This window comes from Vibrio sp. SCSIO 43153 (assembly GCF_023716625.1).
Taxonomy (GTDB): Bacteria; Pseudomonadota; Gammaproteobacteria; order Enterobacterales; family Vibrionaceae; genus Vibrio; species Vibrio rotiferianus.
Map to the genome: position 1 here is coordinate 1,847,956 of NZ_CP071855.1, position 12,517 is coordinate 1,860,472.

The 12,517-nt window shown below is 40.1% G+C and carries 17 protein-coding genes; all 17 read right to left on the reverse strand.

Annotated features, from left to right (window positions below):
- Positions 1–95 precede the first annotated feature (95 nt).
- The 17 genes from J4N37_RS08535 to J4N37_RS08635 all read right to left on the reverse strand — a co-directional run bounded on the left by J4N37_RS08535 (position 96) and on the right by J4N37_RS08635 (position 12,376).
- Positions 96–1,004 carry a phosphotransferase enzyme family protein gene (locus J4N37_RS08535; protein ID WP_252040587.1) on the reverse strand — a complete coding sequence of 303 codons (909 nt, stop codon included), beginning with the start codon at positions 1,002–1,004 and terminating at the stop codon, positions 96–98.
- Positions 1,005–1,879: 875 nt separating this feature from the next.
- A complete protein-coding gene (locus tag J4N37_RS08540) occupies positions 1,880–2,185 on the reverse strand; it encodes a hypothetical protein (protein WP_199481180.1) in 306 nt (101 codons plus the stop codon).
- 231 nt (positions 2,186–2,416) lie between these two features.
- Positions 2,417–3,268, reverse strand: a complete 852-nt coding sequence (locus tag J4N37_RS08545) for an IS3 family transposase (protein ID WP_252040589.1) — start codon at positions 3,266–3,268, stop codon at positions 2,417–2,419.
- The gene (locus tag J4N37_RS08550; RefSeq protein WP_004413754.1) at positions 3,265–3,573 is read right to left on the reverse strand and encodes a transposase; all 309 of its coding nucleotides are present in this window, start codon (positions 3,571–3,573) and stop codon (positions 3,265–3,267) included. The genes J4N37_RS08545 and J4N37_RS08550 overlap by 4 nt, the downstream gene beginning before the upstream one ends.
- 159 nt (positions 3,574–3,732) lie before the next feature.
- Positions 3,733–4,386 carry a hypothetical protein gene (locus tag J4N37_RS08555; RefSeq protein WP_252040591.1) on the reverse strand — a complete coding sequence of 218 codons (654 nt, stop codon included), beginning with the start codon at positions 4,384–4,386 and terminating at the stop codon, positions 3,733–3,735.
- Between the two features lie 130 nt (positions 4,387–4,516).
- Complete coding sequence (locus J4N37_RS08560; protein WP_069687283.1) at positions 4,517–4,942, reverse strand: hypothetical protein; 426 nt, start codon at positions 4,940–4,942, stop codon at positions 4,517–4,519.
- Between the two features lie 191 nt (positions 4,943–5,133).
- Positions 5,134–5,559 (reverse strand): hypothetical protein, encoded by a 426-nt coding sequence (locus J4N37_RS08570; protein ID WP_009698359.1) that lies wholly within the window; start codon positions 5,557–5,559, stop codon positions 5,134–5,136.
- A gap of 150 nt (positions 5,560–5,709) precedes the next feature.
- Complete coding sequence (locus J4N37_RS08580) at positions 5,710–6,081, reverse strand: hypothetical protein (protein ID WP_038512111.1); 372 nt, start codon at positions 6,079–6,081, stop codon at positions 5,710–5,712.
- 161 nt (positions 6,082–6,242) lie between these two features.
- The gene (locus tag J4N37_RS08585) at positions 6,243–6,791 is read right to left on the reverse strand and encodes a hypothetical protein (protein WP_252040593.1); all 549 of its coding nucleotides are present in this window, start codon (positions 6,789–6,791) and stop codon (positions 6,243–6,245) included.
- 133 nt (positions 6,792–6,924) lie between these two features.
- Complete coding sequence (locus J4N37_RS08590; protein ID WP_038512108.1) at positions 6,925–7,698, reverse strand: hypothetical protein; 774 nt, start codon at positions 7,696–7,698, stop codon at positions 6,925–6,927.
- Positions 7,699–7,857: 159 nt separating this feature from the next.
- Entirely contained in the window at positions 7,858–8,256 is a 399-nt protein-coding gene (locus J4N37_RS08600; RefSeq protein ID WP_252040595.1) for a hypothetical protein, read from the reverse strand.
- 177 nt (positions 8,257–8,433) lie between these two features.
- Positions 8,434–9,111, reverse strand: a complete 678-nt coding sequence (locus J4N37_RS08605) for an AbiV family abortive infection protein (RefSeq protein ID WP_252040597.1) — start codon at positions 9,109–9,111, stop codon at positions 8,434–8,436.
- Between the two features lie 180 nt (positions 9,112–9,291).
- The gene (locus J4N37_RS08610; protein WP_038884254.1) at positions 9,292–9,774 is read right to left on the reverse strand and encodes a hypothetical protein; all 483 of its coding nucleotides are present in this window, start codon (positions 9,772–9,774) and stop codon (positions 9,292–9,294) included.
- Positions 9,771–10,538: a M15 family metallopeptidase gene (locus J4N37_RS08615; RefSeq protein WP_079402518.1), complete on the reverse strand. Its 768-nt coding sequence runs from the start codon at positions 10,536–10,538 to the stop codon at positions 9,771–9,773. The genes J4N37_RS08610 and J4N37_RS08615 overlap by 4 nt, the downstream gene beginning before the upstream one ends.
- Before the next feature lie 302 nt (positions 10,539–10,840).
- Positions 10,841–11,293, reverse strand: a complete 453-nt coding sequence (locus J4N37_RS08620; RefSeq protein ID WP_252040598.1) for a GNAT family N-acetyltransferase — start codon at positions 11,291–11,293, stop codon at positions 10,841–10,843.
- A gap of 122 nt (positions 11,294–11,415) precedes the next feature.
- A complete protein-coding gene (locus tag J4N37_RS08625; RefSeq protein ID WP_252040600.1) occupies positions 11,416–11,844 on the reverse strand; it encodes a GNAT family N-acetyltransferase in 429 nt (142 codons plus the stop codon).
- Positions 11,845–11,986: 142 nt separating this feature from the next.
- Complete coding sequence (locus J4N37_RS08635; protein ID WP_252040602.1) at positions 11,987–12,376, reverse strand: DUF4345 domain-containing protein; 390 nt, start codon at positions 12,374–12,376, stop codon at positions 11,987–11,989.
- Positions 12,377–12,517: the final 141 nt, after the last annotated feature.

A 12,517-nucleotide genomic window follows, 5' to 3' on the forward strand; every position in this document is an offset into this window, starting at 1 on the left:
AAACCTAACCCATTGTGCCGTAAACACTAAAGCCGATACAAACCCAAAATGCAAAGCGTTGAGAATCACTCTTAAACGCTTTGTTATAAATATTTTTATGGGTACATTTCTCCAATTACCTCAAACAACTCGAACTTACGATCGAACCAGTAATCATCAAATTCCCACTCATCAATTGTTGCCCCACCGATGAAACCAATATGCCAAATATTATGAGCTATCAACAACCAAGGAATAGCGCCAAGCTCGTCTTCAGAAAGTGCTGAAATTGACTGGTAACCACTTAGAAATGATGACCATTGTCGTTTAATATTGTCACTATTAGTGAATAGAAGATTCCACAAGAAGACTACTGGATCGTATATTCGCCAACTTCTGCAACAAAAGTCAAAATCAAGGATCGTGATCTGCTGAGGTGAGAAGATTGCATTACCCCAATGGAAGTCTCCGTGACACAAAACCTCCGGCAAAGGCAACTTGGACAAGTTGACCTCCGCTTGTGTAGCTAAGGTTTCTATAACACCAACCTGTTCTTGCTTGCGGCTATAACCGGCTCTGATATTGAGCAAAGGGGAAGTCAGCAGCTCTTCAGTTTTTTTATGCGGAAAATCTTGCCGACTCTCTGTTAAATGCAGCCGAGCGCACTCTCGACCAAATAAGTAACATTGAGAAGAACTGATAGTGGACACCTTGTCAGCATGTACAAAATGGCTTAACACTGCATACTTATCACCAATATGCTGGACATACTTACCATCAGCTCCAAGAACAGGGACGGTTACGGAAGCCCCATTAGCTTTCAAGCTAGCATTGAACTCGGTCATTGACGTCAAGTGCGATAAAGAGCAATCACTAGCTTTATAAAGCTTAACAATATATTGGTTAGAGCAAACTGTTTTGAGTTGATATAACTCATGCATACTCGATAGATGGGTAACCTCAGTGACATTGATATCGTAGATTTCACTGAGCTTTTGTTTGAAGTATCGAATGTTATCTTTCACGGATGCTCCAATATTTATAACGCCGCATTAAGGTGTGAGCGACGCTTGGCTATACTTGAGCGAAGCGAAACTGCCAAGCGTTGCGAATCACTCTTAAATGCTTTGTTAGCATGATGGATCAGAACCAATCTGGTCTAAAAATTCGCAAGACATCAAGAGCTCTGCCATTTAAAAATGTAAATGCAAAAATTGCGATCATAAACTTATAAAACCTATGGTTAGCTTGTTCATAGTGCCACTTGGGAGCGTTCTTGTTTGCCGTTAGTATGTGATAGAACGCATAAATACATATTACTGCGAATAGTGCTAAACAAGAAACCGTAAACAATTTCGTAAAAGCGAACTCCGAGGGTAATGAATTCCTCGAGAAATATGCCGGAATTAGCGCCCCCCACATAATTCCGACATATGTTGAACTCATTCCTAAAGCAGTGTTAGCAGACCATAGGCCAAATAATTTTACATATTTGTCGTCATAATTTTCGACTGGACCGCTAATGACATACTTAACACTCAAAAATGATATCGAGATTGAAGCAAAAACCCAAATCCATTTCAGGCCGACTTGCTCCAATAGAAATTCACCAAAAAACTTAGGATTTATGTCTAACCATATGAGAAACCACACAACAGTTGAAGTGATACCAAACCCCACAAACGGGTAGAATATAGATTTATAACTTATAGGGTGATTTTTTAAATATTCTTTGCAATTCAAACTTTTTATAACCTCAATTCTCATACTGCATGCTAACGCCGCATTAAGGTGTGAGCAACGCTACCACGAAACCCAACTATACCACCGTAAACACGAAGCTCACGATGGAATGAAAAATGCCAAGCGTTGGGAATCACTCTTGAATGCTTTGTTATGTTTACTTTTTGTTCGTTAATCTCGCTTTTTCTTCTTTCGCCTTTTTCTTTTCATAGTGTAAGTCATATACTTTTAAACCTTGATGCCTCAAACATACCGCTAAAACAAAAAAGATAGTCAGATATACAATACCCCATAAATCTAATGCCTTATTTTGATAAACAGATACACCGAAATATGCAATGGGTGCCCAAAACATCTTATCTGCTATTTTTAACAAAGAATCCGCAAATTTTTTTTGGGCATCTTCAGAAAGATATCCTTCATACCCTTTTGCATGAAATGCTTCTAATAAAATCTTCAACATAAATATCACTCTAAGAAGTTGGCAACTAGCAACGATAACTAATTGATTTAGTTGATAACATATACAAAATGCATATATTTAGCAAACGGACATTTCATGAAATCTATAAAAGGTGATGTAAAACAGTAGAACATTGAATATGGGTTACAACAAATCTAACTTAGTAAAGTGTCTACTAAACGTGGGGCACTCGGAAACTGGTGTACCCCACAAAAAGTAGACAGTACATAACTACATACTTTCGTACTCAACTGGGCTGATGTACCCCAACGCTGAGTGTCTTCTTCTGCGATTGTAAAATACCTCGATGTATTCGAAGATGCCCATTCGGGCTTCTTCGACTGTTTGATAGTCTTCTGCGTATATCAGTTCGACTTTCAGTCGACTGTAGAACGACTCCATCACCGCATTATCCCAGCAGTTACCCTGCCGACTCATGCTCGGTACACCTCCATGCTTGCGCATGAAGTCTTGATATTTATATGCTCTGTATTGTACACCTCGGTCCGAGTGGATAATGACGCCCTTAGGCGGCTTACGTGACTCAAACGCCATTTTTAGCGCATTGGTGATGAGCTCGACGGTCATCGTTGTCCCTAGAGACCAACCCACAATGCGCCTTGAATGCAGGTCCATCACTGTCGCCAAGAAGAGCCAACGGCTCTTCACCCAGATATACGTGATGTCCGTGACCCATTTCTGATTCGGTGTCTCAGATACAAAGTCTCTACGCAGTAAGTTGTCAGCAACATTCGTCATCGCAGCCACATCCTTGCTGTATTTAAACCCTTTGCCATTACGTGCCCTGATACCTTTTTCCTTCATAATATCAGCCACATAATTCACGCAGCAGGCATGGCCTGCTTCGTTGAGCTCTTCGGCTATTCGCACTGAACCGTAACGTGCCCGATATTGGGCAAAGGTACACATGACGAGCTGCTCAAAGCGCTCTCGCCGCTTTGAACGCTCACTCGGCGTATGATGACACCACTTGTAGTAACCACCTCGACTCACCTCTAACATACGACACATTAAGCTAATCGAGTACTCGCCGGTATAGCTTTCAATGAACTCGTACTTCACTCTTGCTGCTTCGCGAAGTACGCCGAGACCTTTTTTAGGAATTCCATTTCATCTTTGAGTCGCTTGTTCTCGCGCCTTAGCGCTCGAAGCTCTTCGGACTCTTTCTTCGAATAATCGACACCATCTAAGGTGTTAAACTGTTTATCAGATAGGCGTGTGAACTGGCGCTTCCAGTTCCGGATCTGCTGGGCACTGATGCCCAGCTCCTTGGCAACGGAGACGGCTGTTCGGCCAGGAAGACTGGCCAAGCGGACTGCTTCTTTGCGGAACTCTTCGGTGTACGCTGGATTACGATGTTTAGCCATAAATCACCTCTCAATTAGACCCTAGATCTAACTTAGTAAAGTGTCTACTAAACGTGGGGTACTCGGAAACATAACGCCGCATTAAGGTGTGAGCAGCGCTTGGCTATACTTGAGCGAAGCGAAACTGCCAAGCGTTGCGAATCACTCTTAAATGCTTTGTTATAACAATTTCTTCCCAAGCTTCACCATTGTTTCATCGTTAAAAGTATTCCCACTACCTTCCCAGGCTATTTGGCCATTGTGGTTCATAATAAACAGCAAGGACGCAGATTCTTCTTCATCCGTTTCCACTAAGGCTCGCAACGCCTTCGTTGAAAGCTTTCGGTGTTTTTTCAATGCTTCAATTACGATGTTCTCCTTTTGCTCCCAAGAAGTAGCGTGTTTACTGACGGTATCATCGATTTTCTCGGTAACAAGGGATTCTATTTTTTCAACTAAATAGTCAAACTGCTTATCGGAGTTACCTTGGCTTTTTTTGAGTTCTTCTATGCTTTTGTTAATATCGGACTTCAATTCATTTAACCTAGAATCAAAAGCGTTGGGGCTTCTTTCCACCGTATCATGCCCACTCCAAACATGTTTACGCATATCGCTCACCGTATCCTTCATAATACCAAAAGTATCGGAATACAGTTTATCGAACAATACTTCTAATCTATTTACAGTAGAGTTGATATCAGTTGACGCTTTTTCTAGCTCTTGCGAGTTCTTTGTTGACAATTTATAAAATGTCACAGACAACCATACCGCATAAAAGCCAATTATTAGAGATACTAATGATGCCACTAATCCAATTATTTCAGGGATACTCAATTTTAACTCCTAACTTTTTAAATTGTTATAACGCCGCATTAAGGTGTGAGCGGCGCTTGGCTATACTTGAGCGAAGCGAAACTGCCAAGCGTTGCGAATCACTCTTAAATGCTTTGTTAGCGTTCCTGGTTCAGCTAGTACTATTTTGCGTATTTCTAAAGATTAAACTAACCATTGCAAACGTAATAGCAGAGCAAATAACCCATGTGATAAACAACGAACTACTCATTACATAACCACATTTTAAAACGTCCATCTCTCCCACATAAGCAAGGAGTGGCTTTGACTTATCCAAACTACGATTAAAAACCCCAATTAGTTCGTAAATTGGAGCCGCAATTAAAACGCACAATAGACCAAAGACTGAAGAAAATGCAAATCGTTGAGAACTATTCTTAGCGCTTTCCGAGGCATAAGTAACAACTAAGGTCATCAATGTTAAACCGATACCAATAGAAAGAATGCCGAACGCTCCACTGGACACAAAAACAGAAACACCGGCAGCAGTAGCAGCTCCAGCTAATGCCGCAACATCGGTAGGCGTATTTTTACCCATTACAATACATCGTGTTAAAAAAGGGAGCGCATTCTAATTTAATATCTAACTACTGTACAGATGCCTATGAACGCTAACGCCCAATTAAGGTGTGAAGCACGCGACCACGGCACTTAATATGACCAACTTAATCACTAAACTTAACCCAAACCAAAAATGCCAAGCGTGCTGAATCACTCTTAAATTGTTTGTTAGCTTTTGTACACTGTAATATCAGCATTAGTTAATTGAAACTTTTGCAGCAGCTGCATAGCCTTTCTAGAGACTAATAGTATCCCTTTTTCAGACACGCTAAAGTCATCTTTGTCGGTGTGTCCCGTTATTTGTAACCACGAGAAACGAGGTAAACAGCGCTCTGACTGTAACTCTTGAAACATATCAGAAGTTGATAGTTCCACTGCCTCAAGATTGTACCCAGACAACTTTGATGCAACTAATGCTGTCGCTAAATGTTCAGAAACTAAAAAGCACGGAAATGTTTCTAATAAATCATCACCCAGCCACCCATCAAACTCTAGGTGTAACTTTTCTACTATTGGCGGGTGTACATCAAAACGCCCTAAAGTATTTTTACCAAATCCCCCAGGGACTTCAGGTTCGATCAAATATTGACTCACCCCATTCTCCTATAGAAAGCTAACGCCCTGTTAAGGTGTGAGCAACGCAATACCGAAGCCGCCGCATACCACCTTAAACACTAAAACCAACGCATAATAAAAATGCCACGCGTTGCGAATCACTCTTAAACAGTTTGTTATGCGTAAATTCTAGCCATTTAACTGCCAAGATTTTGAACCTTTGCAATCGTATTTACTAATCATTGCCTGCTCTACCTGATTGATATCGTCTCCATCGTCGATATTTGTTAGAAAGTACAGCTTTATAATTTGCTCTTTATCCACTGCTTCAGCTAACACCTTATGCACAACGCGATATCCATCAGGGTTTGATTTACGATACGGTCGTCCTTTTAACAATCGTTCGACATTCCTTTTGTAGTGTTTCAAAGGACGTCTAGCGCCATTTTTCGCTTTACCGACATACCTTCCAACAAGAACATCATTGTTATCGTAAATTTCCCACATATAAATCAACGCTTGTTCTGAGTCTACACCCTGAGAAATAACATCAAACTCCATACTAACCATCCATTTTTTGTAGGTGTTACATACCGCTTTACGCATAACGCCCAATTAAGGTGTGAAGCACGCGACCACGACACTCCACTTGAGCACCGTAATCACTGAACTTAACCCAAACCAAAAATGCCAAGCGTGCTGAATCACTCTTAAATTGTTTGTTAGTTGCGAACTTCTAACGTCCTCAGGCACTTTTCTTTATGCCCATCCATTGATTTCAAGAATGAACCGCAAGAGGAACACCTAGTTTTACCTTTTAGGTTTACGCCAGACCTTGCGTAAAATTCGAGCCAAGACTCGGGGTGCGATTGACTGACGTGTTGAGTGATATCAACCACCATTTTATCACAATACGTACACGCAACCTTGTTATGAACTGGCTTCTTTTTCTGTTTTGCACGCAACTCTTCAATTCGAAAACGCAGGTGAGTGTTGTATAAATAGTCCACGCGGTCTACGTGGAATTCTGCGCCACGACATGAGCGAATACCTGCTGCCCTGAGTTTATTTGAAAGCAAATATAGAGGGTCACCAAGACCAAGATCTTGAAAGAGGACATACAACTCACTAGCGGCATTGATAAACTCAGTGGAGTATGTGGTAGCCCAGCTCCCAGAACCATGATGTGAAGGAAGGTATTCGCCTTGTTTAGATTTACACTTTTCAATTAGATCATTGATTTGCTTATTTTTATTTTTCGAAATGTTCATTTTAACTCCAAGCAACTAACGCCCTGTTAAGGTGTGAGCAACGCAATGCCGAAGTCACCGCATACCACCTTAAACACCTAAAGCAACGCATAGTAAAAATGCCACGCGTTGCGAATCACTCTTAAACAGTTTGTTAAAACTCTACTCCCTTTGACATCTGCGAGATTAATGTAAGAAGCCTTCGATATTCCAAAGGAAATGAGAGTGTTTTTAACGTTATTTGAACTGAACCATCATAGTCAATATGCCTTTCACTATCTTCAGTAAAACTCACCGACGATTGGTGAATTCTTGCGGTCAAAAGTCCCAAGCTTTTCAATTTTTGCAAACCGACTCCGAACTCTTCATCTAGACCATTAATACTGAGATCAATCTCATCTGAATCACCAAAAGTTGTTTCAGACTCATGGTGCTCAAGCACATAAACAAGTTCATTATTTTCTATATATGCAGTTCTCGACTGATAGCCTTTGCGCTTACCTGCTTTTGCACGTTCAAACCAATCTTCTAATGCATACATCGAATTTAGCATTTCTATGTCATTCAACGTTTCCGCGACGGAAAATATCAAGTCTTCAACGTCATCAGCTAGTCGTTTTTCTAAGCAGATCTCCGCTGTTAAAAAACCTATTATTCTTGGACCAATCACCTTGGATTTCGCTAAGCTAACTCTACGATAGGCATCAAAGACAACTTCACTACCCAGCTCAGTCGATATGATATCTTCAATTTCTTGAGCGATATGGATTTGGTTATCACCGACAAGCCTAGATTCGGCAATCTTAAATTGAAACTCTTCAAAAAACTTTTCTGCCCTTCGTCGAGTCCACCTTTCAATAACATTCGACGCAAAAGATTTAGCTAAAGAATTTGCTATGGAAGTACTCGATTTTGATATTAAATCCATTCTGAATTCCTACGAGAGTTTTAACGCCCTGTTAAGGTGTGAGCAACGCAATACCAATGCCGCCGCATACCACCTTAATCACCTAAACTAACGCATGATGAAAATGCCACGCGTTGCGAATCACTCTTAAACAGTTTGTTAGCCTTTTACTCACGTGATCTACATTTCACCTGATGCTCTTAATTTATCTATATCTTCACGCAGGCTCTTTGCTGACAGATGAATTGCATGTTTGGAAATATTTGCACATCTATTCTTCAATTGAGCGACCTCACTTTCAGGTGACTGCTCAGCAACTTCTTGAATGATGATATGATCCAACACCTTCTTAGCTCCCCACTTTGACCAAGACATACTTTCTTCTAATTCCTGCACAGATCTGGATATTGAATAATAGGATGCCATATACGAATCATCATCCATGTTAGATTTATCATAAAACATGCAAAAGGTGGCATTTCGATAATACGACATAGATTGTTTAAACAGATTTTCGACATCATTAGCAAGTGTTAACTGACTGAAAGACAACCCCGCAACCAATATTAATCTTTTCATTCTTACCTTCTAAATATACGGTGATACTCCGTTGAATCTAGCCACATGAAGAAAAGGCTAACGCCGCATTAAGGTGTGAGCAACGCGACCACGGAACTCAACCAGACCACCGTAAACACTGAACTCAACGATGGAATGAAAAATGCTAAGCGTTGAGAATCACTCTTAAATGCTTTGTTATAACTCATTTTCACCAATAAAATCAGAGAACTTTATAGAGTGCTCTTTGATCAAGTCATTTGCTTGCATTTCAATAAACCAATTATTGAGAGCTTGCTTTTCAATCTCAACAGCACAGCCCTTAACAGGTTTCATATGTTTTACCCACAGATCGACTTCTTTCTTTGAGTAAGTACGTTCACTACATAAAATTCGAGCTATTTCTAAGATATCTGTAGCTGCACTTTTATCAATAATTTCATCAGGCACAGACCAATTCCTATTTCCAAGGCAATCTGTATAAAACCCAATTTGTTTTAAGTCATCTAATATGACGGTAGCTTCTGAACCTCGTTCAAGCTGTTTGCTCAGACTATCCAGTGTTTTATTACCACTCTGAACTAATGATGGAAACATCCACAACACATTTTTGTGTGTATGGGAACGATATGATCTCCATGCCTCTTTAACATCTTTGCCATCACGAGCTACAGATAACTCTCTGAGGATTGAAATTTTACCTGCTTCTTCGATAGCTAAGATTGCTATTGAACATGCCGTAGGAAAACTGCCAGCCTGAAACAAAAGTTCCGCATCTTTTAACAGCCTCACTGCATTAGCTGTCGCTACATTCATCCCATGAGCAATTTGCTCTGAGTTGAGTGTATTCTTCCATTGTTTCAAGTTTTTACTCATGATGAACCTCTGATGAGTTATAACGCCGCATTAAGGTGTGAGCAACGCTACCTCGAAACCTTACCATACCACCATAAACACAAAACCCAACGATGACATCAAAAATGCCAAGCGTTGGGAATCACTCTTAAATGCTTTGTTATGCGTCTTGTATTCTAGTACAAAATGTCACATACCTGTTCACAATCCCGTCTTATTGAGCTGATTAAGAATACTTAATGCACGCTTGTACTCAGTATCTAGAGAAGAACTATTAGGGTAGTTTGGTTCAATATCATGACAAATTGCAAAAATAGATTCTTTTATAGATACTATCTTTGATGACTCTAGATATATTGGAACCGTATAGAAATAATCGGAAACCTTAACAAGGTAATCCTTATCACTAGGATAATAGCTTAATTCAGACTTTCCTGTTTCACCATAATATATAACCCTAACTATTTTCAATTCATCGCCGTCCCAGTATTCTTTAATCAAGCTACCTTCTGACGATTGTGATAAATTATTTTTCTCAATAATAGATAAACCAGACTCCTTCATATCAATTAAATGATGCATACGTTCGAAGTCACACATCACCTTGTCAAACGCCCATGCATGATTGTATGAATACAGCGTTAATGAGGACAAGAGTACAATCTTAAACAAGTTATATATCATGGCCTTTCTCCATCAACCAAATCTGCGATTGACAGGCCAAAAGTCATCTGAAAATGTGGTTTATCTACAAAACTCTTCCAATTTCCACCCCATTCAAATCCATAACTGATACCAATTTTTCCAATTGCTTTCCAGTCAGGATTCCAGTTAACTTTTCTATCCTTAATCTCAACAACATCTATCGCCAATCCATAATTATGATAACTATATCCACCTTTAACATTGGTGACTATCTTTCCTTCAGTTGTTCGACCTTTAGCATACAATTTGTCTTGCTCTTCAACTGTACGCAGAGCTTGGGTTATACGTAAAGCAATACCAAGTTCTTCTTCCACAGCATTTATGAACGCAGCCGCTGGTGACCTAACATAACTATGCAATGTCGCAATTCGATTATCTGTAATAACATCCCACGTTTTAGCTGCCTGTTTTGCGATTTTAGAAGGGGTTTTTACCGATGGCTTAACTGCGGCCTTTTCTAATTTCTTTTGAATGCAATGATTTAATTTCCTATGAGTTTTGCCATTTACATCAACCCTTCCATCAGGTCTTACCATCCCAACTACCCTCTTTTGAAATTCCTTTATAGCAGCCACCGTCTTTGACTTTTCAGGATTTCTACCTAGAGAACCATCAACTTTTAATTGAGCAATTGGTTTTAACAACGAAATAGTGAGGTTGAGTCCTTTTTGTATTTCCTTTATATCAATTGTCTGATTTTTCCCACTTACGCCTACTGAACCAATGAGTTTTACCTTAGCCATCTGAGCCTCTTCTTAGAAAATTTAGGCTACTATTTTACCTTTTGGATACATCTATTTTCGAGCCAATCAGCTTTCATGAGATCAGACAGAAATTTTTATATGAATAGCAACTAGCTTTTCATAATCTATTGAAGCTACAACACAAAACAACAGTTGACGTAGATAGCGCATAACGCCGCGTTAAGTGGTGAGCAACGCAGACCACCACACCTAAACCATTGTGACGTAAACACTAAAGCTGAATCAAACCGAAAATGCCGAGCGTTGGGAATCCGTCTTAAACGCTTTGTTAGCAAACAAACTCAACGACTTATGCATAAATCCATTACCACACAATCAATTCCTGCACCAAAACCGTTTGGGATGGTTTTGGTTACTGTAAAACCACGTTTCTCGTAGAAACCTTGAGTGTGTTGGGATGTTTCGATTTTCACCTTATGCAATGAGGTATTGTTCTTTATATAAGACAGTCGAAAGTCAGTTAACTGTGTTCCTATACCTTGACCATGAAAGTCTTTATGGACCAAGCCCCAAGCCAAAGAAGCAACTGATGACTTTAACCCGACACCACCACAACCAAGCAATTTCTCACTATCGCTTTCAAGGCAAACATAGTATTCAGAACTTTCAGATAAAGCATCAAGATATTCGATAAATTCTGCACGCTCTGATGAATCAAAGTATTGACCAATATTACTTTCAAACGCTTCAATACATTGCGCTCGATACTTACTACTATATTTTCGGATTTCCATATTTCCGCCTTGTTTGCTAACGCCGCATTAAGGTGTGAGCGGCGCTTGGCGATACTTGAGCGAAGCGAAAACGCCAAGCGTTGGGAATAACTCTTAAATGCTTTGTTATACGCGTGCTGACACTACAACGAAACTTTCATAACCTTATGATTTGGCTCACTTTCAATGTCAACTGCCAACCAACCTAATGACTCGTACAACGATGGTACATTGGTGTAAGCATACAGATTACTTTGAGTTGCTGCTGATATTTGGCTAACACCTCGGTTAATCAGTTCACTAGCAATACCTTGACCACGCCACTCTGGTGAAACATAAACAGCATTAAACCAAATGACTTCTGAGTCACCATTAGGTTCTTTAAAGCGCGAGTAAGCAAGACCACCGATAACTTGATTGCCTCTGAGAGCAATTATCACAGGTGGAAGGTTGGCTTCTGGTTTATAGGTATCTACGAATAGAAAGTCAGACCATTCTGTTTGAAACAGCTTCTCTAGAGCAACCCAATATTGACTATTTTCATCGCAATTTCTGAATACTACCTTGTTCATATTGGATTATTTCCTCAAAAGCGTATAACGCCCTGTTAAGGGGTGAGCAACGCAATACCGAAGCCGCCGCATACCACCTTAAACACTAAAACCAACGCATAGTGAAAATGCCACGCGTTGCGAATCCCTCTTGAACAGTTTGTTAGGCATTGGTTACCAGTGCCACTGACTTTCTCAGGTATAGAGCCAACAGCCCAAAAACTAACTCAGCAACTAAATAAACATACATTTGTGTATTCGGTTGACCGTCAAACAAGACACCAATTAGACGACCAAACGCCATAGATAACAATGTAATAGCTACAATGATTAAAGCCAAAGTGACATCTTGATTAATCTTGAGGACGAGTATCAAAGCAAGACCGATTGCAAACTGGGCACCACCATACGTAGCCCTAAAATCAATAGTTGCTGAGGCAGAATTGGGGCTTGAGCCTGTAATTAAGTTTGCCATGTCTACAGGGAACACAGCAAAGAGAGCTCCGTAGAGCAAAAAGAATAGCGCAGTTAAGTAAACTAATAATTTCGACATACCTACTCCTTTAGGTTCGAAAAGATGCCTAACGCCGCATTAAGGTGTGAGCAACGCTACCACGAAACTTAACCTTACCACCGTAAACACAAAACCCAACGATGGAATGAAAAATGCCAAGCGTTGGGAATCACTCTTAAA

Coding starts and splice junctions, on each gene's coding strand:
- J4N37_RS08550 (WP_004413754.1), bottom strand. CDS start 3,573: ATGGCTAAACATCGTAATCCAGCGTACACCGAAGAGTTCCGCAAAGAA.
- J4N37_RS08605 (WP_252040597.1), bottom strand. CDS start 9,111: ATGAGTAAAAACTTGAAACAATGGAAGAATACACTCAACTCAGAGCAA.
- J4N37_RS08625 (WP_252040600.1), bottom strand. CDS start 11,844: ATGAACAAGGTAGTATTCAGAAATTGCGATGAAAATAGTCAATATTGG.
- J4N37_RS08620 (WP_252040598.1), bottom strand. CDS start 11,293: ATGGAAATCCGAAAATATAGTAGTAAGTATCGAGCGCAATGTATTGAA.
- J4N37_RS08635 (WP_252040602.1), bottom strand. CDS start 12,376: ATGTCGAAATTATTAGTTTACTTAACTGCGCTATTCTTTTTGCTCTAC.
- J4N37_RS08600 (WP_252040595.1), bottom strand. CDS start 8,256: ATGAAAAGATTAATATTGGTTGCGGGGTTGTCTTTCAGTCAGTTAACA.
- J4N37_RS08590 (WP_038512108.1), bottom strand. CDS start 7,698: ATGGATTTAATATCAAAATCGAGTACTTCCATAGCAAATTCTTTAGCT.
- J4N37_RS08610 (WP_038884254.1), bottom strand. CDS start 9,774: ATGATATATAACTTGTTTAAGATTGTACTCTTGTCCTCATTAACGCTG.
- J4N37_RS08560 (WP_069687283.1), bottom strand. CDS start 4,942: ATGGGTAAAAATACGCCTACCGATGTTGCGGCATTAGCTGGAGCTGCT.
- J4N37_RS08540 (WP_199481180.1), bottom strand. CDS start 2,185: ATGTTGAAGATTTTATTAGAAGCATTTCATGCAAAAGGGTATGAAGGA.
- J4N37_RS08585 (WP_252040593.1), bottom strand. CDS start 6,791: ATGAACATTTCGAAAAATAAAAATAAGCAAATCAATGATCTAATTGAA.
- J4N37_RS08615 (WP_079402518.1), bottom strand. CDS start 10,538: ATGGCTAAGGTAAAACTCATTGGTTCAGTAGGCGTAAGTGGGAAAAAT.
- J4N37_RS08580 (WP_038512111.1), bottom strand. CDS start 6,081: ATGGAGTTTGATGTTATTTCTCAGGGTGTAGACTCAGAACAAGCGTTG.